The sequence below is a fragment of the Mesorhizobium australicum WSM2073 genome (assembly GCF_000230995.2).
GTDB lineage: Bacteria > Pseudomonadota > Alphaproteobacteria > Rhizobiales > Rhizobiaceae > Mesorhizobium > Mesorhizobium australicum.
In genome coordinates this window covers 3,075,127-3,094,894 of sequence record NC_019973.1, presented here as the reverse complement: position 1 = coordinate 3,094,894, position 19,768 = coordinate 3,075,127, and the positions used below count along the sequence as shown (strand labels likewise).

The 19,768-nt window shown below is 64.5% G+C and carries 20 protein-coding genes; 15 read left to right on the top strand and 5 right to left on the bottom strand.

Annotated features, from left to right (window positions below; genetic code table 11):
- Positions 1-63 precede the first annotated feature (63 nt).
- A complete protein-coding gene (locus tag MESAU_RS14815) occupies positions 64-1,233 on the top strand; it encodes a DUF1972 domain-containing protein (RefSeq protein WP_041163399.1) in 1,170 nt (389 codons plus the stop codon).
- On the top strand, positions 1,230-2,498 hold the full coding sequence (locus MESAU_RS14810) for a glycoside hydrolase family 5 protein (RefSeq protein WP_015316838.1): 1,269 nt from the start codon (positions 1,230-1,232) through the stop codon (positions 2,496-2,498). Before MESAU_RS14815 ends, MESAU_RS14810 begins: the two co-directional genes overlap by 4 nt.
- A 45-nt stretch (positions 2,499-2,543) precedes the next feature.
- Here MESAU_RS14810 and MESAU_RS14805 read toward each other — a convergent pair whose 3' ends face one another.
- Both MESAU_RS14805 and MESAU_RS14800 read right to left on the bottom strand, forming a co-directional pair.
- Positions 2,544-3,890, bottom strand: coding sequence for a VpsF family polysaccharide biosynthesis protein (locus tag MESAU_RS14805; protein ID WP_015316837.1), 1,347 nt, complete (start codon positions 3,888-3,890; stop codon positions 2,544-2,546).
- A 1-nt stretch (position 3,891) separates the two neighbouring features.
- Entirely contained in the window at positions 3,892-6,024 is a 2,133-nt protein-coding gene (locus MESAU_RS14800) for a GumC family protein (protein ID WP_015316836.1), read from the bottom strand.
- A gap of 282 nt (positions 6,025-6,306) precedes the next feature.
- Here MESAU_RS14800 and MESAU_RS14795 point away from each other — a divergent pair, with 282 nt between their 5' ends.
- From MESAU_RS14795 to MESAU_RS14755, 9 genes are all read left to right on the top strand, one after another.
- Complete coding sequence (locus tag MESAU_RS14795) at positions 6,307-7,830, top strand: glucosamine inositolphosphorylceramide transferase family protein (protein WP_015316835.1); 1,524 nt, start codon at positions 6,307-6,309, stop codon at positions 7,828-7,830.
- A 95-nt stretch (positions 7,831-7,925) separates the two neighbouring features.
- On the top strand, positions 7,926-9,134 hold the full coding sequence (locus MESAU_RS14790) for an FAD-dependent oxidoreductase (RefSeq protein WP_015316834.1): 1,209 nt from the start codon (positions 7,926-7,928) through the stop codon (positions 9,132-9,134).
- Between the two features lie 197 nt (positions 9,135-9,331).
- Complete coding sequence (locus tag MESAU_RS14785) at positions 9,332-9,535, top strand: hypothetical protein (RefSeq protein WP_015316833.1); 204 nt, start codon at positions 9,332-9,334, stop codon at positions 9,533-9,535.
- Between the two features lie 31 nt (positions 9,536-9,566).
- Positions 9,567-9,794 carry a hypothetical protein gene (locus MESAU_RS14780; RefSeq protein ID WP_015316832.1) on the top strand — a complete coding sequence of 76 codons (228 nt, stop codon included), beginning with the start codon at positions 9,567-9,569 and terminating at the stop codon, positions 9,792-9,794.
- A gap of 105 nt (positions 9,795-9,899) precedes the next feature.
- On the top strand, positions 9,900-10,100 hold the full coding sequence (locus MESAU_RS14775) for a hypothetical protein (RefSeq protein ID WP_041163397.1): 201 nt from the start codon (positions 9,900-9,902) through the stop codon (positions 10,098-10,100).
- 47 nt (positions 10,101-10,147) lie between these two features.
- A complete protein-coding gene (locus MESAU_RS14770; protein ID WP_015316831.1) occupies positions 10,148-11,179 on the top strand; it encodes a hydroxyacid dehydrogenase in 1,032 nt (343 codons plus the stop codon).
- A 113-nt stretch (positions 11,180-11,292) separates the two neighbouring features.
- Complete coding sequence (locus tag MESAU_RS14765; RefSeq protein WP_015316830.1) at positions 11,293-11,670, top strand: hypothetical protein; 378 nt, start codon at positions 11,293-11,295, stop codon at positions 11,668-11,670.
- 190 nt (positions 11,671-11,860) lie between these two features.
- Positions 11,861-12,055 carry a hypothetical protein gene (locus MESAU_RS14760; protein ID WP_041163396.1) on the top strand — a complete coding sequence of 65 codons (195 nt, stop codon included), beginning with the start codon at positions 11,861-11,863 and terminating at the stop codon, positions 12,053-12,055.
- A gap of 48 nt (positions 12,056-12,103) precedes the next feature.
- Entirely contained in the window at positions 12,104-12,781 is a 678-nt protein-coding gene (locus MESAU_RS14755; protein ID WP_015316829.1) for a GntR family transcriptional regulator, read from the top strand.
- Between the two features lie 53 nt (positions 12,782-12,834).
- Here the strand turns inward: MESAU_RS14755 and MESAU_RS14750 are convergent, their stop codons facing one another.
- Together MESAU_RS14750 and MESAU_RS14745 are read right to left on the bottom strand one after the other, a co-directional pair.
- Complete coding sequence (locus MESAU_RS14750) at positions 12,835-13,836, bottom strand: NADP-dependent oxidoreductase (protein WP_041163779.1); 1,002 nt, start codon at positions 13,834-13,836, stop codon at positions 12,835-12,837.
- 27 nt (positions 13,837-13,863) lie between these two features.
- Positions 13,864-14,679: an oxidoreductase gene (locus tag MESAU_RS14745; RefSeq protein WP_015316827.1), complete on the bottom strand. Its 816-nt coding sequence runs from the start codon at positions 14,677-14,679 to the stop codon at positions 13,864-13,866.
- A 103-nt stretch (positions 14,680-14,782) separates the two neighbouring features.
- On the opposite strand from MESAU_RS14745, the gene MESAU_RS14740 reads away from it, so the two are divergent.
- From MESAU_RS14740 to MESAU_RS14725, 4 genes are all read left to right on the top strand, one after another.
- Complete coding sequence (locus MESAU_RS14740) at positions 14,783-15,367, top strand: TetR/AcrR family transcriptional regulator (RefSeq protein WP_015316826.1); 585 nt, start codon at positions 14,783-14,785, stop codon at positions 15,365-15,367.
- A 470-nt stretch (positions 15,368-15,837) separates the two neighbouring features.
- On the top strand, positions 15,838-16,140 hold the full coding sequence (locus tag MESAU_RS14735) for a hypothetical protein (protein WP_015316825.1): 303 nt from the start codon (positions 15,838-15,840) through the stop codon (positions 16,138-16,140).
- Between the two features lie 268 nt (positions 16,141-16,408).
- A complete protein-coding gene (locus MESAU_RS14730; protein WP_015316824.1) occupies positions 16,409-18,436 on the top strand; it encodes an acyltransferase family protein in 2,028 nt (675 codons plus the stop codon).
- Positions 18,437-18,687: 251 nt separating this feature from the next.
- A complete protein-coding gene (locus MESAU_RS14725) occupies positions 18,688-19,041 on the top strand; it encodes a hypothetical protein (RefSeq protein WP_015316823.1) in 354 nt (117 codons plus the stop codon).
- Positions 19,042-19,151: 110 nt separating this feature from the next.
- Here MESAU_RS14725 and MESAU_RS14720 read toward each other — a convergent pair whose 3' ends face one another.
- Positions 19,152-19,745 carry a DUF6456 domain-containing protein gene (locus MESAU_RS14720; RefSeq protein WP_015316822.1) on the bottom strand — a complete coding sequence of 198 codons (594 nt, stop codon included), beginning with the start codon at positions 19,743-19,745 and terminating at the stop codon, positions 19,152-19,154.
- Positions 19,746-19,768 lie beyond the last annotated feature (23 nt).

Sequence of the window (19,768 nt, the reverse complement as noted above, 5' to 3'; positions counted from 1 at the left end):
GTGGTTTCCAGAGGGGACGGCCGCGCATTGCGGAATCGAGCGGATTTGAAAGCGCCAGCAGCCATGAAACCTGAAATGCCCACCATCCTGATCCTCGGGACGCGCGGCATTCCAGCGGCCCATGGTGGCTTTGAAACCTTCGCCGAGAAGCTGGCGCTGTTTCTTGCCGGGCGCGGCTGGAAGGTCGGCGTCTATTGCCAGGAGGAGGTCGAGCGGGTCGACCAAAGGGTGCGTGTCGACACCTGGAACGGTATCGATCTCATCCACGTCCAGGTCGCCTCGAAAGGTCCCCGCGCGACGCTGGAATTCGACTGGCAATGCGCGCTCGACGCCGCCCGGCGGCCCGGCATCTGCCTGGTGCTCGGCTATAATGGCGCGGTCTTCCTGACCTGGCTGAGGCTGATGCGGCGCAAGATCATCACCAACATGGACGGCATCGAGTGGCGCCGGCCAAAATGGGGTATGGCTGCGCGCACATGGTTCTGGCTAAACGAATGGATCGGCGCCTGGGCCTCGCACCGCCTGGTCGCCGACCATCCGGTGATCGCGGATCACCTGGCGACGCGCCGGCCGCGCAGCGCCATCGCCACCATCACCTATGGCGCCGACCCGGTGACATCGGCACCGGAGGCGCCGGTGCGCGCGCTCGGCCTTGAGCCTGGCAACTACCTGATCTCGATCGCGCGTATCGAGCCCGACAACAACATTCTGCCCATGGTCGAAGCCTTCTGCAGCCAGAAGCGCGACATGAAGCTGGTGGTCCTGGGCACGCTTTCCCCCGATATCCCTTACCATGTCGCCGTCCGCAAGGCGGCGAACGCCTCGGTGGTGCTGCCCGGCGCCATCTACGACCAGGCGGCGGTGAAGGCGCTGCGTTTTCACGCGCGCGCCTATCTGCATGGCCACACCGTCGGCGGCACCAACCCGTCGCTGGTCGAGGCGTTGGCCGCCGGCAACATGGTGATCGCCCACGACAACCCCTATAACAGATGGACCGCCGGCGCGGCCGCCATCTATTTCACCGACCGGCAGAGTTGCGCCGAGCGGATGCGGCAGGCGATAGAGGATGACGCGCTGGTCAGGACCTGCGGCGCGGCCGCGAGAGCCCGCGCCAACGAAGCTTTCCGCTGGGACGATGTCCTGCTTGCCTATGAAACCGAAGCCTACCGGCTTCTGGGCGTGAGCGCCGCCGCAGCCCAGCCGGTCGACCGTCCCTCGCCCGGCGCCGTATGACGGGCTGGTCGCGACGGCGGCTGCTGAGGACCGCGCTGTCGACGGCGCTGGTGCCCGCAACGGCAGCACTCTCGTCCGCATCGCCCGCGCTGGCCGCCACCGGCGAATGGCGTTTTCGCCGCGGCGTCAACGCCTGGCCCTGGTTCGCGCTGACGCGTGAGTTTCCCGCGCCGCGCACCGACTATGACTGGCCGCCCTTCCAGTCGCAGCGGCCGGTGCCGACACCGGACGACCTTCGCCGGCTGCGCCGGACCGGGCTCGACTTCGTCCGCCTGCCGGTCGATCCCGGCCCGTTCCTGGCCGCCGATGCCGCCACGCGCGCAAAATTGCTGGCGATGCTGGACGATGCCGTCGCGGCAGTCATCGATGCGGATCTCGGCATCATCGTCAACGTGCAGGCCAACGGCGCCACTCATTACTGGAATCCCGACCGCATGGTCTCCAGCACAGCCGCGCCCGAATTCGAAGCCTATCGCGCGCTGGTCGGCACGCTTGCCAACAGGCTGCAGCGGTTCCCGTCGGGCATGGTAGCACTGGAGCCGGTCAACGAACCGCCGCAATCCTGCTCCTCCAACGTCTGGTCGAACGTCCAGGCGGCCCTCCTGGCGGCGGCCAGGGCGTCATCCCAGACGTTGCCGTTGGTCGTCACCGGCGGCTGCGGCTCGATGGTGAGCGGGCTTGCCGCGCTCGATCCGGAACCGCTGGCGGCCTTCGAGCCGATCCTGTTCACCTTCCATTTCTACGAACCCTATCTGTTCAGCCATCAGGGCGCACCCTGGATGCGCGAGCCGGTCTACCGCGCGCTCAACAACGTGCCATGGCCAGCCTCCGCCGGTTTGCTCGAACGCACGCTGGCCTCGGTCAGGGCCCGCATGGCCGGGGACACCGAAACCTCGGAAGCGGACAAGCAGGCCGCCTATGCCGAAACCGAACGCGTGCTGAAGGTCTATTTCGACGCCAGGCCAGATCGCTGGTTCGTCGACAAATATATCGGCCAGGCGCGCGATTGGGCCGACAGCCACGGCATCGCCCCGACGCGCGTCATTATGGGCGAATTCGGCGCGCTGCGCACCGACGCCCGCTACGTCGCCGCCCCCAATCCCGACCGCGCCCGCTACATCGCCGATGTCAGGCAGAGCGCCGAGGCATCCGGCTTCCCCTGGGCCTTCTGGGACCTGTTCGACGGCATGGGCATGATGGACGACAAAACCCGCTCGCTCGACCCGGCGATGGTGGATGCACTCGGGTTAAGGATGCCGGAATAACCGCCTTCCAAATGCGGCCGAGTTCCTTGTCGCCGTAGAGCAGCGCTACCTCGGCACCCCTTGTGCGCCCGGACGCCCCGCCACCTTCACCGGCCTGTAAAGCGCCAGCGCGATCACCACGAACTTGGTCATCAGCGTCGTCTTGGACGCCAGGCTTTCGGAGGTGTTGAGCAGGATCAGCCAGCCCAGCATCGGCAGCCAGATGCCGGGATGGCAGCGGCGTGCCACTTCGTGCATGAACAGCGCGAAGCCGAAAAACAACAGCAGGGTGAAGAAGGCGCCCTGATAGAGGAGCAGGCGGATGATCGGGTTCTCGATACCCTGTTCGAGGCCGTTGATGCGGCGCAGGCTTTCGATGAGATCGATGTCGGGCCCCACAATCAAGTCGCGCAGTTCGAAATGCTTGAACAACTCGAACATTTCGACGCGGGCATTGGCGCTGCCGCTGTCGGACACGAAGCGCTCCAGCAGCGCGTCGAAGAAGCCGTAGGAGAACAGCATGACCACCACGACCGGCAGCAGCGAGGCGAGCATGACGGCAAGGGCGGCACCCGGCAGGCTGATGCGTCCTCGCCGCAGATAAGCCACGCCACTGAAAAGCAGATAGATGCCGCCGAGCGCGATCGTCGTCACCATCGCCGAGCGCCCGCCAAATACCACCAGCGCCGCGCATTGCAGGCCGATCAGCCCGAGCCGCAGCGGCATGGACAGGGATTTCGAACCGGAGAGCAGCGCCAGCACATAGATCGAGGTGATCGTGGCGTTAGACAGAGGATGGCCCTGGAGCGCCGTCGAGCGCAGGTCGTTCATGAACACCTCGCCGTCGAGCCGGTAGGGAAAGACCAGCGTCTTGGTGGCGAACTCGAACAGCGCCAGCAGCGCGTTGACCGTCATCACCGCGTGCACCACGGTTTGCATGCGGGCGAACGTCTTTTCGTCGGCCTCGGCCAGCATCATCACCAGCAGCGCCGCCGCCACGAACGTGTCGATCATGCCGGCCATGCCGGGGCGCTGCCTGACGATGACGACGACCAGCAGCATGATCGACATGACGGCCAGCAGCGCGCTGGCAGGCCGCCTGTCGGCGATGGCCAGCGTATAGCCTACCGGGTTGCCGAACGTGCAGGCGCGCCAGGCAAACATCAGCACGAGCAGATAGGTGGAAGGATGGATCTTGGTCGCCGGATTGCCGGTCAGGCCGTCGTAATTGTAGCCCACCAGCCACAGCATGCCACCCGAAATGCTGAACAGCAGCGCCACCACCGCCACAAGGCCGTAGCCGGTCACCCAGTCCACGGAATTGCCGGTGCGGGGCGCGGTCGGGGCTTGACCCTGGCCGGCCCAGCCGGCCGCCGGGGTGGCGGACCGGGCGGCGCCCCGGATGGCAGCCATGTCAGGCCGCCTCGTCGACCAGCAAGGCGCCGGTCGGCAACCGCCCCATGACCGAAATGGCTTGCGAGGCCGCCGTGACGTCGCGCATCGGCGTCGCGTTCAGCGTGGCGACGAGCACTATCTCGTCGACCATGGCGACCAGCGGTGAGGCGTTGAGATTGTCGGCCAGCGCGCCGCCATCGACGACGACGAGTTCGAAATTGCGGCTCGCCTGGGCCAGCATATGCTGTGTGAAATAGACGCCCTGCGCCTCGGAAAAAGCAGCCTTCGGCCGACCCTTGCCGAGAAGCGCGACGTTGCTGCCGGGCGCGTATTGGCTGAGCGCTTCGAAGGCGTATTCGCCGCGCAGCACGTCGAGGAGACCTGGCTGCGGCTCCTTCTGGCTGCCGCCGGCATTGTTGGTGTCGATGAACAGGACACGTCTGCCCCTGGCAGCCGCCGCGTTGGCCAGCAGGCGCGCCACCCGGCCCCGCTGCGCGGCGTCCTCTGGCGCCGACGTCACCAGGATCGACGGTACCAGTGGCCAGTTCGGCGGACGCCGGCTGGAGGAGAACAGGCGTCTCAACGCCAGGCCGGCGACGGCGTCCATCTTCTGTCCGGCCGGCGCGGCGGCGCCGCCGAAAGGCCACCAGCGGCGGCGCGCTGATTTTGCCGGCAGCACGCCCACCACGGGCGCGTCGATGGCCGATTGCATCTGCGCGCTGGAAAGCACCGTCGGCGATGAATATTCCGCGATCAGCGCCATGCCGGTGCCGAGCCCCAGCCCGCCGAAGAACGCGCCGAACACCAGCAGCAACAGCGGCGGCCAGCTCTTCTTCAGGGCCGGCATGGCGTCGGAGATGATGCGCGCATTGGTGCTGTCGACATTGACCTGCTCGCGCGTTTCCTGCGCCCGTTGCAGATAAGTGGCATAGACGGAGCGCACCGCCTCGAGATCGCGTTGCAGTTCGCGCAGCTTGACCGAGGCCTGGTCGGTGTCGAGCGACTTGCTCTTCATGCCCGCGACCTTCGCTTCCAGCGCCTGCTGGTTGGCCAGCGCGCGCTCGTAGTCGGTTTCGGCGGCGGCGGCGATACGACCGAGTTCGCGCGCGATGAGCGCGCGCGTGTCGCGCAATTGCTGCTGGGCCGCCATCATCGAAGGATGGCGCGGCCCGAGCTCCGTGCCGAGCTGCGAAACCTGGTCGACAAGTGTCGCCTCCTGCGCCCGCAGGCTCGAAATCACCGCCGAGCGCATCGCTTCCGAGGTCGCGTCCGGCGCGCCGCCGGACCGGCGCAACTGGTCGACCTGCGCCTTCAGCGTCGCGGTGCGGCTCTGCGCGGCGGCGAGCTGCGTGTTGATCTCGGTCAGTTCCTGGTCGCTGACCAGATTGCCGGCGGCCATGACCATGTTGTTGGCCGACCTGTAGGCCTCGACCGCATTCTCGGCCCGCTGGACGCGCTTGCGCTGCTCGTCCAGCCGCGCCGTGATCGAGTCGGAAGCATCCGTGGCCATCTTCGCGCGCGCGCTCGCCTGATCCGCCAGGTAAGCCTGCGCGATGGCATTGGCGAGCTTCGCCGCCTTGTCGGCGCTCTTGGCGGTAACGATCACGTCGAGGACCAGCACCTTGTCGGCCCGCTTGACCGCAAGCCGCCGGCGCAGCGCATCGAGCGTCTTGCCCGCCTTGTCGGTTTCGGCCGAGCCCGAGCCCAGCACGCCGCCGAGCAGGCGGCTCAACAACCCGCCCTGCCCGTTGAATTCCGGGTCCTCGGTCAGGTTGGTCGCCGCGATTGCCCTGAGCAGCACGCCGCTCGACTGGACGACGGCAACCTGGCTTTCCACCATGGTGATGCCGCCATCAGGCGGAACGCGGCTCGGATTGACGTCGTTGGTGACCACCTGCAGGTCCTGCGGATCGACGATGATCTCCGCCACCGAGCTGTAAAGCGCCGGCGTGAACAGTCCATAGAGCAGCGCCCCGAGGGTCAGCAGCGCGGCGGTGGCGAGGATCAGGAAACGGCGGCGCACCAGAATGCGCTTCAGGTCACCCAGCTCGACGGTCGAGGACGGATAGGACGCGGCCGGCGGTGGCTCCGGCGCATATTGCATCACCTCTGGAGCGTGTTGTTGCGGCAACGAGAGCAGGGATGATTGCAAAGGTCGCTCCGACAACACTCCATGTGCCCCAAAAGCTTAAATTGCGGCTTAAGCTTAGCTATTACTCCAACTGTTAAAACACTGTTAATTATGTTGGGAGCTCTTCTGATTTTTGGCACGGAGTTTGCGTAGCAGAGGCATGGGCCGTGTTGACAGGGCGCGAGCGAGCGGGAAACGAATGGAATGGAGCAACATCTTCCTCCAGTCCGACCGTCGCCCACCGATCGTGCCTAAAAATCGAACACCGGCCAATACCGAATATCAGAATTCTAGGGGTGCGACATGCAGGTGAGCCTGCGCCTGGACAGCGACTGCCTCCGTGCCTTTCACCTGCTGCTGCTGCAGCGCCTGGCCGCGCTCGCCGAGGTCGCGGTCAGCGTCGACGCACGCCCAGCCGGGAGCGGCATTCCAGGCAGCGTCGCGGCACTGTTCCGGCTTGAAACGGTCATCCATGGCTTGCCCGCGGACGGACTGGCCAAGCGCCTGCCGTTGTCGGCGCTGGCACCCTACCGCACGCAGCCCGCCGCCGCGCCCGACCTCGTGCTCGACCTCTGCGGCGATGTGCGAATGGAAGGAACACGCGTCTGGCATGTGACCTATGACGGCGCCGGCGGCGAAGCGGCCCTGCTGGCGTCGATCCTCGATGGCCGGACCCCGCGGGCCTGCATCGAGGAGAACGGCGCCGTCGTCGCCGAAGGACGCCTGGGCACCGAATATGGCGGCATCGCGCTCGCCTCGTTCCAAGACATGCTGGCGCGCACGGCAAGCCTGATCCTGGCGGCGGTGACGGGCGCGGCGCGGGGCGCCCTGCCCGCCCTGCCCGAGCCGGAGGACGGCAGGGGGCCGCCATCGCTGCCCTCGGCCGGCAAGCTCGGCGTCAGGGCGGGCAAGGCATTGGCGCGCCGCGTCGTCCAGAAGATCTACCATCTCTGCTACAACGCCCCGCACTGGAAGGTCGGCTGGCGCCAGACCGGCGGGCGGGATCTGTTCGACCTGCGCGCGCATCCGGCCTCTGGCTGGCGAGAATTGCCCGACGACGGCAGCCGCTTCTACGCCGATCCGTTCCCGATCCTTCATCAGGGACAGGTAACCCTGTTCGTCGAGGACTATATCCACCGCCTGGGCCGAGCCATCATTTCCGCCGTGCCCTTTGGTCCGTCGGGGCCAATCGGCAGTCCGGAGCCGGTGCTCGATCTGCCCTACCATCTCTCCTACCCCTTCGTCTTCGAGCGTGACGGCGAGGTTTGGATGGTTCCCGAAAGCTGCGCCAACCGGACGGTGGATCTCTACCGCGCCACGGCCTTCCCGGGCGGATGGGTCAAGGAAGCGACGCTGCTGTCCGACATCGTCGCCAGCGACGCCACCTTGGTCGAGCATGGCGGCTCGTGGTGGCTGTTCGCCACCGTCCGGGACGGTGAAGGCAGCGCCCGGGGCGGCGGCGGCGCCTTCTCGGACGCGCTGCATCTGTGGTCGGCGCCGGACTTTCGCGGCCCCTGGACGCCGCATCCCAGGAATCCGGTGCTGATCGACATCGCCTCGGCGCGGCCGGCCGGACGCATGGTCGAACGTGACGGCCAGTTGCTGCGTCCGGTACAGGACTGCCGCAGGAGCTACGGCGGCGCCCTTGGCATCGCACGCGTCACTCACCTTGATTTGAACGGCATGGAGCAGCGTGTCGAGACGATCTTAACCCCCGGCGCGCTATGGAGTGGGCGTAAGCTGCACACGCTCAACGAGGCGGGCGGCCTGGAGTTCATCGACGGCTCGGCGATCGCGCCGCGATGGAAAAGAGGTGGCCGTGGTTAACCTAAACGTTTGTTACTACCGGCCACCCGCGTTGGTTGCTTGAGGTTGATTATGGTCCGGAAGATATTTTCCACCACGGATTGTGGAGACAGAAGATGACCAGCATGAAGGGCAGCGATATCACCCCCGCCGACGCTGACCCCATCGAGGTCGACGTGGCGATCGTTGGCGCCGGAATGGCCGGCACCACGCTGGCAACCGTGTTGGCAAAAGCCGGCCGCAAGGTGGCACTGATCGATCCGCACCGCGTTCATCACGACGAGTTCCGGGCCGAAAAAATCGGTACCGATCAGATACGGCTGTTCGAGAAGCTCGGCCTCGACAAAACGATCATGCGGCTCGTCACGCCGTTTGACGACATTCATGTCTTCCGCCTTGGCCAGTTGTTCGCGCGTGAGCGCAGGCCCGAATACGCATTTTCCTATGGAGCGTTGATCAACGGGCTGCGCGATGCCCTTCCCCCGCAAGTGCCGATAACGGTCGGCAAGGTCGCCGAGGTCTCGACCGGACCGGACCGGCAGCGCCTTGTGCTGAACGACGGCAGGGTCATCACGGCTCGCCTGCTGGTGGTCGCCACCGGTCACAGCGAAGCGGTGCGGCGCGCCATCGGCGTCGAGCGGGTCGAGCAATCGAAAGCTCATTCGCTGTCGATGGGTTTCGACCTCGCCATTCCGCCGCGCGAGTGCGGCTACCAGGCCGTCACCTGCTACGGCAGGCGGGCCAGCGACCGCGTCGCCTACATCACCGTCTTTCCTCTCGGCGACAAGATGCGGGCCAACATGTTCGTCTATCGCACCGTGGCCGAACAATGGACGAGGGACTTTCGGGCCAATCCGCAGAAAATGCTTTGCGAATTGATGCCTGAAATATCGGCGCAATGCGGCAACTTCGCTGTCTCAAGTCCCGTCGAGGTCCGGCAGATCAACCTGACCACGACGCAAGGCCATCGCCGCGACGGGGTCGTCTTCATCGGTGACGCGTTCTGGACGACATGCCCGACGCCGGGCGTCGGCATAGGGCGGGTCATGATCGACGTCGATCAGCTCCATTCCGTTCACATTCCACGCTGGCTGGAAACGCCAGGCATGGCGGCGGACAAGATTGCCGCTTTCTATGACGATCCGGTCAAGCTGGCCTCCGATGAGGCCGGCATGCGTGTGAGTGTCTACGCTAGGCGGATCACCACCGAAACCGGGCTGGAATGGCGCGCGCGGCGCCTGCGCAACAATACGGCACGCAGGCTGATGATCATCGGCCGCAAGGTGCGCCATTTGGGAATGCGGCGGGAGCCGGGCATGGCGTGAGGGGGCTTTCCACCCTTTATCGTCATCGTGGTTCTGTCCTGAGGGCCTTACCTCTAACCTGGCTCCACCCCTCCCGGAGAAGGAAACCGCTGGAGCGCTTCACCGGGACAGCGACATCGCGCTCAAAAAGCAGATCCAGTGCCGTTCGGTGGGAACAAGCGGCTTGCCGACAGGTTATTCCCGCAGGAGATCCTGTCATGGTCAAGAATATCGACCGCGCGTTGCAGGATGCTATTCTGGCAATGCGCATTCTTCGCAAATCCATCATTGATCATGGGCATATGGAAGCCATGGCCGAATTTGACGGCTTGATGAGCGTGACCATATCGGAGGCCGAGCGCCAACTCACCAGTTGGCAGGCCGGTCATCGCGCCGAGCGATCGGACCACGCAGAATCCTGACGCGATCTCAAAGCCCACACCCAAGGGAACCTTGCCGAACGGCGTTGGTTTCATGGAATGCGACACGCTGCCGGAGGACAAAGTGGCCCGATTGGTCGACAAGCATAAGCTTGAGAGAGCCGATCGCGAGTCGCGGCTCATCCTCGACGCCGAACGGCAGGCCCGCGACGCAAAGACCGAGCGCCTTCGCAAACAGCGACTGTCCGCCGAGCCAAGCGGCGAGCGACAGAAGCCCGCACCGCCGAAGCGGCGTGGGTGACGGCCTTCTCGTTCGCAAAGGCAAAAGGCGCGATCGGTCGATCGCGCCTTTGTTTCAGCAGGCGAATGCGTTCAGGACGGTAACCCTGAAGGTCCAGCGAGAGCAGTGACGGCCGAAAGCCGTTCGCGCTTCTGCCAGGTTGGCTTCTCGTATTTCTTCACCAGCCATCTCCCCTTGTTTGAAACCGTAGAGAACACCGGCTTCGCCGCCAATGTCAATCGTACCAGGACGGCCGTGGTGATTGTTCGAACGCCTGCGCCGGGTGAATTGGTCTACCGTGCTTTCAAATCCGCCGGCACGGGATAGATTTAGGATCGAGAAAGCGCCACAAGGCGCGTGGGAGGACCTTGCCAATGTCAGACACCGCCTTGCCGCTGGTGATCAGCGCGCCCGAGCCGCGCACGCTCGAACTGATCTTCACGCCGCCGCAGCTGGCGCGCCTCAAGGCGCATTATCGCATCGTCGAGACGACGCCCGACGGCGTGGCGCGGCTGCCGGCCGAGGTGCTGGCCGAGGCCCGCTACATCGTCGGCCAGCCGCCGATCTCGCCGCGGACGCTTGAGGCGATGAAGGCGCTGCGCTGCGTCTTCAATGTCGAGAGCAACCTCCTCGACAACATGCCCTACGAAACACTGTTCGCACGGGGTATCCATGTCGTCACGACGGGCCTGGTCTTCGCCGAGCCGGTAGCCGAGCTCGGCCTGGCCATGGCGCTCAACCTTGCCCGCGGCATCGTCGATGCCGATCTTGCTTTCCGCAAAGGCGAGGAACTGTGGGGCGGCGACGGCAACCAGACGGCGCGGCTGCTTTCAGGAGCCGATGTCGGCATCATCGGCTTCGGCGATCTCGGCCGCGCCCTCAACCGCCTGCTGTCGGGCTTCCGCACCCACACGAAGGTGTTCGACCCCTGGCTGCCGCCGTCGATCCTGAGGGAAAACGGCGTCGAGCCGGCCTCGCTGGACGAGGTGCTGTCATCAAGCGACTTCGTCTTCGTCGTCGCCTCGGTAACCTCCGAGAACCAGGGGTTTCTGGGCGCCGATGCTTTTGGCAGGATGCGCAAGGGAGCCGCCTTCATCCTGCTCAGCCGTGCCGGCGTGGTCGATTTCCCCGCCTTGATGGCGGCTGTGAAGAGCGGCCACATCCTTGCCGCCAGCGATGTCTTTCCCGAGGAGCCGCTGGCAGTCGACCATCCCGTGCGCGCGCTGCCCGGCTTCCTGCGCTCCGCCCATCGCGCCGGCGCCCTCGACATCGCCTTCAAACGCATGGGCGACATGGTGCTGGAGGACATGGACCTGATCGACCGTGGCCTGCCGCCGCTGCGCTCCAAACGCGCCGAGCGCGAGACGGTGTCGAGGATGCGTTCGAAGCCGTCCGACAGGAATTGAGCAACCGCGCGGGTGTGCTCAACCGCATAGGCGGGTTTTGTACCAAACCGTACGCTGAATCCCCTTTGAGATGCACCTTCGGAGGCGTAAAAAACAACCTCAGGGAGGTAGCGATGGTTGGAAGCCATATAGACGTGGCGCGGGCAGCTATCGAAGCCAGCTTCCTGCTACGACATCGTTCCATTGCTGGAAACATCGCCTTTCGCCGTGAAATGGACCATTCCAGGCGCGCGATCGCGCAATCGCGCGAGCTTCTGAAACAGCTTCGCCAACGCCAACGCGATGACAACGGTCAAGCCTGGGAAGCTACAGACCCGGTTCCCGTCTCAGCGTTCGATGCCGACATTCTGCGCGCTGTATTTCGAGATCTGGTTTCGCAAGCGAACGTGCCCGAGTGTCAATGGCGCGATCTGGCCAAAAGCCTGGTTCACGAGTTTACCGGCTGCGAGCTGGCCGAGACCGGCTTGATAGAATGGCTCATCCACAAATAGTGACCCGCAAAGGTCCGTGAGCCCGTCTCCCAGAGGTGCCCGCGCTTCCTGATGGAACGATCGCGCCGCCGGCTGGTTTTGCAAATGGCCGGGCGGTGGGAAGCCCGGCGTACTCGGAAGGCCCGTCACGAGTCGCGTCGGTGGCGGGCCTTTCCATATCCAGCAGCGATATTGGCCGAAGGTCCCATTCGTGGCCGTGCAGTGGGCGCCCTTCTCCGAACCGGTCCTGGTCGGCCAGGCCTTCGTGCTGACCGGAGCGGGGCCGGCCTGCCTGCCGGTCATCATGCGCCAGCAAGTCGGCAGGATCAGCCTGCGCCACGCGATGCGGATGTGCGGCGACGTCAGCCTCGACCAGCTTGTGGCCAGCCTCGCGCGCGAACGCTAGAGTGGTCTGGGCCAATGACGATTTGGCCGGGCCAGCAAGAGGATCGCGATGCTCAACACGGTCGACTATGGCGGCAAGGAAGCCGATATCGTCCATGCGCTGGAGGAAGACATCATCTTTGGCCGGCTGGCGCCCGGCACGCGGCTGGTCGAGGACGTGCTGCTGGCCCGCTTCCCGGTCTCGCGCCACACCATCCGCCAGGCCCTCTACCAGCTGGAAAGGCTTGGCGTCGCCACGCGCGAGCGCAACAAGGGCGCCACGGTGCGCCGGCTCGCCCCCGAGGAAGTCCGCCAGATATATGAGGTGCGCGAGATGCTGCAGCGCCAGGCCGCGCTGATGATCCGGCTGCCGGCGAGCGAGGCGCTGATCGCCGAGCTGATCGAGATCCACCGCGTCTACAGCACCCATGTCGACGCCGGCTACCTCAGAGGCATCCATGAGGCCAACGACCGCTTCCACCTCACCATGTTCTCGGCCTGCGGCAACGCCTATCTCGTGTCCTCGATCGAGCACTATATGCGCCTCAGCCTGCCGGTACGGGCGAATTCGCTGGCCGACCGGGACAAGCTCGAAATCTCGCGCCAGCATCATCTGATGATGATCGAGGCGCTGAAGCGCAGCGACAATTGGGTGCTGGCGCAGCTCTGTGTCGATCACCTGCAGCCGAGCAAGGCGTTTTATCTGAGGGAGGTCGAGATGGGACCGGTGGGCCGCGACGCCGGCTAAGGATGATGACGGACAGTGCCGGGGTACAGGTGACGCGCCGCTGCCGCGCCATTCTATCTGACCTTGATGACGACCTTGCCTTTTGCCCGTCCGGTCCCGACATAGGCCAATGCTTCGTTGGTCTGTTCGAATGGGAAGACCCGATCGACGACTGGGCGTACGGCGCCGGATTCGATGAGCGACGTGATCTTGCCCAGCTGGTCGCCCTGCGCCCACATGAACAGGAACGAATAGTCGACACCGGCGCGTTTTGCCTTGCGGCGTATGCCACGGCTGAGCAGGCCCACGATCAGCCTCAGGACGATGTTGAGGCCTTGTTTCCTGGCAAAGTCGGAATCCGGGGGACCGGAGATGGAGATCAGCTTGCCGCCCGGCTTCAGAACGCGCAGCGATTTTGCGAGCGTCTTGGCGTCCTGGCTGTTCAGGATAACGTCGTAGCCCTGCAGGACGTTTTCGAAATCGTCCTTCTTGTAATCGACGACGATATCGGCGCCGAGACTTTTGACCAGATCGGTGCTCGCCGCGCTCGCTGTTGTCGCGACCGTCGCGCCAAGATGCTTCGCCAGCTGGATGGCGAAGGTCCCCACACCGCCGGAACCGGCCTGGATGAAGACTTTCTGGCCCTTCCTCAGTTTGGCTTTCTCGACCAGCACCTGCCAGGCAGTCAGGCCGACGAGCGGGATCGAGGCGGCCTCTTCCATGCTGAGGTTTTTTGGCTTCAGGGCCACGTCGGCTTCGTTCATGGCTATGGATTGCGCGAATGTCCCGATCCGGCCATCGCGCGGCCGGGCATAGACTTCGTCGCCTGGCTTGAAGCCGCGGACTTTCGATCCGACCCGCACGACGATTCCTGCCACGTCGTGGCCCAGAATGAAGGGCGGGCGATAGGGCAGGATGGGTTTGAACTCTCCGTCCCGGACTTTGGCATCCAGGAGGTTCACGGCGGCGGCATAGATCTCGACCAGGACATCATCGTCCCGCGGATCCGGCTCTGGCATTTCGGCCAGCCGCAGGGCGCCCTTCTTCTGATATTTGTCGACGACAAAGGCTTTCATCATGGTCACTTTCTGAAAATCGTTTGCTCAGGCAGGCAAGCGGAACTGCTTGCGCAAGGTCTTGTCGAACATCCCGGCGGGCGCGAAGCGACGCAGCAGGCTGACCTGCCGGGCCGCCTTGCCCGCGGTGTAGCGCCGGCGCGGCTGGCTGGCGGTCGCCGCTTTGACGACCACATCCGCCACCACTTCCGGCCGATCGGCTTTGGGCATCACATCGGCAAGCAACGCCTTGAAGCCGGCTCGCGCCCGATCGTATTCCTTCAGCACGGAATCCGGTTCTATTCCATTCTGGTCGAAGACGGTGCGCACGAATGCCGGCTCGATGACCGAGACGCGAATATTGAAAGCACGAATCTCATGATCGAGCGATTCCGAATAACCTTCGAGCGCGTGCTTGACCGCGGAGTAATGCGCCGAATATGGCGCGGGTACCAATCCCAGGATCGAGCCGATATTTATGATGCGTCCTACGCCCTGCCGCCGCATCGACGGCAACACCGCATTGGTCACGCGCATGACGCCGAACAGATTGACGTCGAACAGCGCCTGCACCTGCGAGATCGAGGATTCTTCGGCTCCTCCAAACATGCCGACGCCGGCATTGTTGACCAGCAGATCGATGCGGCCGGTCTGCGCGTGTATGGTTGAAACGAGTGCATCGATGGCCTTGTCGTCGGTCACATCGCAAACCAGCATGGTTACTCCGTTCGGGCTGTCGCCGAGCTTGCGGCGGCTTGTGCCGAACACGGTAAATCCCGCTCGCGCCAGCGCTTCCGCGCTGGCGCGGCCGATGCCCGAGGAGGCTCCCGTGACGAGCGCGGTCTTTCCCGAATTCCTGTTCATTTGGTGCTCCAAAATCATTAGGGCTAGCTTTTTCGCCTCGTTAGAATTATGCTCGTAATATCACATTACAATCATAATGCAATAGAAGAAAGGAATCGCAGCCATGCGCTATGAAAAAGGCCGGAAGGACGCCTCGCGCAGCCGGATCATGGAGGTTGCCGCCAACCGTTTTCGCGGTGACGGTATCGCCGCGTCCGGGCTCGCAACCATCATGAAAGACGCCGGCCTGACCAACGGGGCCTTCTATCCGCACTTTCAATCCAAGGCGGCGCTTGTCCGTGAAACCGTGGCAGCGGCCTTGGAGGATCAGTCGGACCAGATCCGCGAAGCTTTGGCTGCCGGCGGCCTGGATATGGCCATCGACGCTTATCTGTCGACGGCACACCGGGACAATCCGAGACAGGGCTGCGCGTCCGCCGCATTGCTGCCGGAGATCGCACGCGAGCCTTCCGAAACACGTCAACTCTATACCGAGCGCTTGCTGACCCAGGTGCGCCAGGTGGCGGCGGAACTGCCGCCGCGGACCCGGAATCGGGAAAGCGTTGCGCTGGGCATCTTTGCGACCCTTATCGGCGCCCTTCAGATGGCCCGCGCCGTGGACGGAACGGAACTCTCGGAACGCATCCTCGCGGCAGGGGCAGACGCGGCGCGCACGCTGAACCAGCGGGATAGCGAGGCTTCCTCCTAGGTTCGAGCGAAGTTGTAGGCTCGTAGCAGAGGCGCTTGACGGTCGCTGGGCGCTGAAACTTTCCGCAAGCCGGCCTCGTTGCTGCGCAATCGCTTCCTGAGGCGATGACAAGTCCCTCCAATCAATGCCTCGCTGGCTGCGCCCGCGAGGCCTTTTTTGTGCGGCGACAAGGCCGTCCTGCCGGAACCCGGAACCATCCGCGAGCCGCGAAGTTGTCCAGACGACCTGAAGCCTGGTCGTCCAGCGTCAGCGGCGATGAGCAGCAGCGGGGAAGATTGCTCAACCAAGCAGTCGCCTGGAGCCGTGGCTCGCGTTCCAAATACCGCAAATATTTCAAAGGTCAGACAGAACACATTTTGGCTGAATTAGGGAATTTTGGTCTGATAAAACCGGAACTTTCGGGCAAACTGTTTCGTTATAACCTTGATCGTTGCTTCGACGATCACAAAGCAACAGGGAAGGATCCAGTCATGAACATCAAGATGATCTGTCTTGGCGCGATGGCGCTTTCGATGGCCACCGGTTCGGCTCTCGCGGGAGGCAGCACGGGAACATCCGCTCTCGACGATCCTGCCAAGATGAAGCCGTTCTACACGGACTCAGGCATGAAGAAGATGGTCGGCAATGATGACTTCGTCAAAGCCTGGAAGGCCCTCACGCCCGAGGACCAGACCGCCATGAAGACCGCCTGCGCCGACGAGGCCAAGAACGCCAACCCGACCAACACGCATCCGGAGTTCTGCAGCAGCGTGAAATTGAACGGCGGCAGTTGATAACGCGCCGCAGCCGTGAAAACAGCCCCGTTCGCGGGGCTGTTTTCGTGACCGCCGTGCTTTGCCCTGCCGCTACTCATTCGGCCCCCACTCCAAGTGCCTGACCCCACGAGTTTTTGCCTCGATCAACACATTTCCCGCTTTTTTCAAGAAGAGGAAAAAGCAGCGTCCTTGCTCTGGCCATGTTGCACTGCGAAATATATTCTGCATTGCAATATCGGCTACCCGGCCGGACAGGTGACGGGTGGGCGCAAACGAAGGAGCTGTCGTGGCGGCATCGTTTCGGCCTGACATACAGGGCTTGCGCGCGCTGGCGGTTGGCGGCGTCGTCGCCTACCATTTTGGCCTCACGGCGCTGCCTGGCGGCTTTGCCGGGGTCGACATCTTCTTTGTCATTTCCGGCTGGCTGATCACCACGCATCTGATGCAGGAGATCACCGAGACCGGCCGGCTCGACCTCTGGCGCTTCTATGCCAGGCGCGCACGGCGCCTTCTGCCGGCCGCCATCTTCGTCATCCTGATCACGCTCGCCATCGGCACCTTCATCATGGCGCCGCAGGAACAGGCGCTCTATTCGCGCGGCGCCATGTATGCCGCGGCCTATACCATCAATCTGTGGCTGCTGCGCTGGTCGTTCGACTATTTCGCCGCCGATGCCTTGAGCAACCCCTTCATCCACTTCTGGTCGCTGTCGGTGGAGGAGCAGTTCTATCTCGTCTGGCCGGCACTGCTTGTCTTCGCCGCCTGGTTGCATCGGGGCCGGCGCATGACGGTGGTCGTGATCGGTACCGTCGGCCTCGCCTCCTTCGCGGCTTGTCTCTGGCTCACCAGTCTCTCGCCGGCCTGGGCTTTCTATTTCTCGCCGCTGCGGGCCTGGGAATTCGCCGCCGGCGGCCTGGCGACCTTTGCCGCGCCAATCTTGTGGCGGCATCAATCCTGGCTGCGGGCGGCACAGGGATGGTTGGGCTTGGCGCTGATCGCCGTCGCCTATCTCTGTTTGAGCGAAGACCTGCCCTTCCCCGGCTGGTACGCGCTGCTGCCGGTTGCCGGCTCCGTGCTGGTGCTGTTGAACGGCGCCGGCGAGCAGGGCGATGCCCCGGCCAGGACTCGCTGGCGGGCCTTGGCGCCCGCCGCCATGCTCTCGCTGCCGCCCTTGCAGTGGGTCGGCACGCTCTCCTATTCGCTCTATCTCTGGCATTGGCCCGTCATCGTCTATGCCACCATGCTGCAGCCCGACCTCGGCGTGGCGCAGCGCATCGGCTGCGCCGTGCTGGCGCTGGCGCTGGCGTCGGCCACCTACCGGCTGATCGAAAACCCCGCGCGGCGCGGCGACTGGCTGGCGGCGACAGCCAGGGCCTTTCGCTTCGACGCCAGCCCGGCCGCAGGACCGCTTCGGCTTTTCCCCGGGCTTGCCCTCGCCCCGGCCCTCGTGCTGACCGCCGCCGGCGTGGCTGCGGCCTACGCCAACGCGCATCTGGCCACGCGCAACATCGACCCCACCCAGCGCGGCATCGAAGAGGCCGCCGAACAGCCGTCCATCGCGCGCGCCGTCGACAAGGACTGCCTGCTCGATTTTCACACGGTGGAGCCGAAACCTTGCACCTTCGGGCCGGCCGACGCCGCCCACACCATCGTGCTGTTCGGCGATTCGCATGCCGACCACTGGTCGACGCCGCTGGTCGAGGCAGCAAAACGCAACGACACCAAAGTGATCACCTACCTCAAATCCTCGTGCCGCGCTTCACGCCTGTCGACCTTCAACGCCGTGCTCAAGCGCGACTACACCGAATGCGACGCCTGGCGCGAACAGGCGATTTCAGACATTATCCGCAGCAAGCCGCGCCTGGTGGTGATCTCGGAATTCTCGATCGGCAATCTGACACGCGACATGTCCGCCGCCAGCCGCAAGGCCGAGATAGGTCGCTGGCAGGCTGGCCTGCGCTCCACCTTGGAGGCCTTCAGCCAGGCAGGCGTCGAGGCCGCCGTCATCCGCGACACGCCGATCGGCGACAGCTTCGCGAACGCCTGCGTCGCCCGCGCGCTGTGGTGGCGCGAGGCGCCGTCGCTGTGCGACACGCCGAGGGCCGAGGCCGCCAATGACGACGTGGCCGCCGCCGAGCGCGCGGTGGTGAAAAGCATCCCCGACACGCTCTATGTCGACCTCACCGACCGCTTCTGCGGCCCGACCGAATGCCACGTCTTCATCGACGGCAAGCTCGCCTTCCGCGACAGGCATCATCTGGCGACGGCCTTTGCCGAGACATTGGCAGGACCGCTGGAAAAGGCGCTGTTTTAGAGGGTTCCTTTCCCCTTGTGGGAAAAGGAAGCGCGCCCGCTTACTCGGCCCCCGTTGCATCCAGGGGAAATGGACGGCGGCGGCCAAGGTTCAAAACGCCCCCCAGCATGCTGACAGGTACGGCCAGGGCGGCATCGCCGGACAGGTCCTTTCGCGCCCCGGCAAACAGCTCGAACGATCGATCCACCGATTTATGGGAACAGGGCCGCGGCTGCAGCGTTTATTAGGCGCACCTTAAGAAGGAGGTTGTCATGAAAAAGCTCTTGCTTGCATCCGTGATCGCGGCCGCTTCGGCGATGGCGGTGATCGCTCCGGCAAATGCCGCCAGTATCACGCTCGGCATCGGGAACGGCTATGATGACGACTACTACGTTCCCAGACATCGCGACTATTACCGTCACTACTCCGACGATAGCGACTATTACGGTGGCTACTCCGACGATGGTGCCTATTACCGCCGTCACCACTATCGTTATGGCGTGTACGACGACGGCTACCGGCCGCGCTATTACGGCATGTACCATCGCCGCTGCCACACCGAGTTGGTGAAGCATTGGCGCCACCACCACCGTGTAATCGAGAGAGTGCGGGTCTGCGGCTACTGACCTTGGGATTTGGCCCGGCCGGCGTTAGCCGGCCGGATCAATATTACCGTCCGGCTTGCGTAAAACACCAGCATTTGCCGGCGCGCCCGCATCGTCGGGGTTGAACAATCCTAACGTCCCATCATCATCCCATAGTGCACGGCCAGCACGTCGAGCCCTACCTTCAGCAGCCTCGTCACCACGTCGCGGCCTTCGCCATCCTGTTCGGCCACGGTCTTCACCGGCTGTTCCAGGCACACGACCTTATGCACGATTGCCGCCACATCCCAATGCCCGAGGGCCCGTGTCGCGGCGGCGTGCGTGCGGCCGGCGTTGAGCACGCTGTCGGCGATGCCGCCGCCGATGCGGCCGCCGTCGACGCGCTCCGTCCAGCGGATCGGCTTGATATCGGCCTGCTGGCTGCACCGGAAGTGCTCGCGGTAGCGCATGCCGGCCTCGCGCTGTTGGCGGGTCAGCGAGGTGATGCCCAGCAGCGGGTCGACATTGCGCACCCGCACGATGCCGCCGGTGGAAGTGTGGCCGTCATTCGACACCTCGTAGACGCGCCGCGCCTCGGCCGTGCCCGGTGTCAGCCGCTTGCGGCCGAAGGCATCGTCCTTCAGCGCGAAATCATGGCCGACCTCGCGGCGGATGCGCACCTGCTCGGCCTCGCCTCTCGGCAGTTTCGGCGCTTGCGGCCTGGCGGCCTTGGTTTTTTTGGGCATGGGTGGCTCCTTGGTTGTGTTCG

What these genes read in the sequence shown, in the direction of transcription:
- MESAU_RS14815 (WP_041163399.1), top strand. Translation starts at nt 64, where the DNA reads ATGAAACCTGAAATGCCCACCATCCTGATCCTCGGGACGCGCGGCATT.
- MESAU_RS14810 (WP_015316838.1), top strand. Translation starts at nt 1,230, where the DNA reads ATGACGGGCTGGTCGCGACGGCGGCTGCTGAGGACCGCGCTGTCGACG.
- MESAU_RS14805 (WP_015316837.1), bottom strand. Translation starts at nt 3,890, where the DNA reads ATGGCTGCCATCCGGGGCGCCGCCCGGTCCGCCACCCCGGCGGCCGGC.
- MESAU_RS14795 (WP_015316835.1), top strand. Translation starts at nt 6,307, where the DNA reads ATGCAGGTGAGCCTGCGCCTGGACAGCGACTGCCTCCGTGCCTTTCAC.
- MESAU_RS14790 (WP_015316834.1), top strand. Translation starts at nt 7,926, where the DNA reads ATGACCAGCATGAAGGGCAGCGATATCACCCCCGCCGACGCTGACCCC.
- MESAU_RS14785 (WP_015316833.1), top strand. Translation starts at nt 9,332, where the DNA reads ATGGTCAAGAATATCGACCGCGCGTTGCAGGATGCTATTCTGGCAATG.
- MESAU_RS14770 (WP_015316831.1), top strand. Translation starts at nt 10,148, where the DNA reads ATGTCAGACACCGCCTTGCCGCTGGTGATCAGCGCGCCCGAGCCGCGC.
- MESAU_RS14765 (WP_015316830.1), top strand. Translation starts at nt 11,293, where the DNA reads ATGGTTGGAAGCCATATAGACGTGGCGCGGGCAGCTATCGAAGCCAGC.
- MESAU_RS14755 (WP_015316829.1), top strand. Translation starts at nt 12,104, where the DNA reads ATGCTCAACACGGTCGACTATGGCGGCAAGGAAGCCGATATCGTCCAT.
- MESAU_RS14750 (WP_041163779.1), bottom strand. Translation starts at nt 13,836, where the DNA reads ATGAAAGCCTTTGTCGTCGACAAATATCAGAAGAAGGGCGCCCTGCGG.
- MESAU_RS14745 (WP_015316827.1), bottom strand. Translation starts at nt 14,679, where the DNA reads ATGAACAGGAATTCGGGAAAGACCGCGCTCGTCACGGGAGCCTCCTCG.
- MESAU_RS14740 (WP_015316826.1), top strand. Translation starts at nt 14,783, where the DNA reads ATGCGCTATGAAAAAGGCCGGAAGGACGCCTCGCGCAGCCGGATCATG.
- MESAU_RS14735 (WP_015316825.1), top strand. Translation starts at nt 15,838, where the DNA reads ATGAACATCAAGATGATCTGTCTTGGCGCGATGGCGCTTTCGATGGCC.
- MESAU_RS14725 (WP_015316823.1), top strand. Translation starts at nt 18,688, where the DNA reads ATGAAAAAGCTCTTGCTTGCATCCGTGATCGCGGCCGCTTCGGCGATG.
- MESAU_RS14720 (WP_015316822.1), bottom strand. Translation starts at nt 19,745, where the DNA reads ATGCCCAAAAAAACCAAGGCCGCCAGGCCGCAAGCGCCGAAACTGCCG.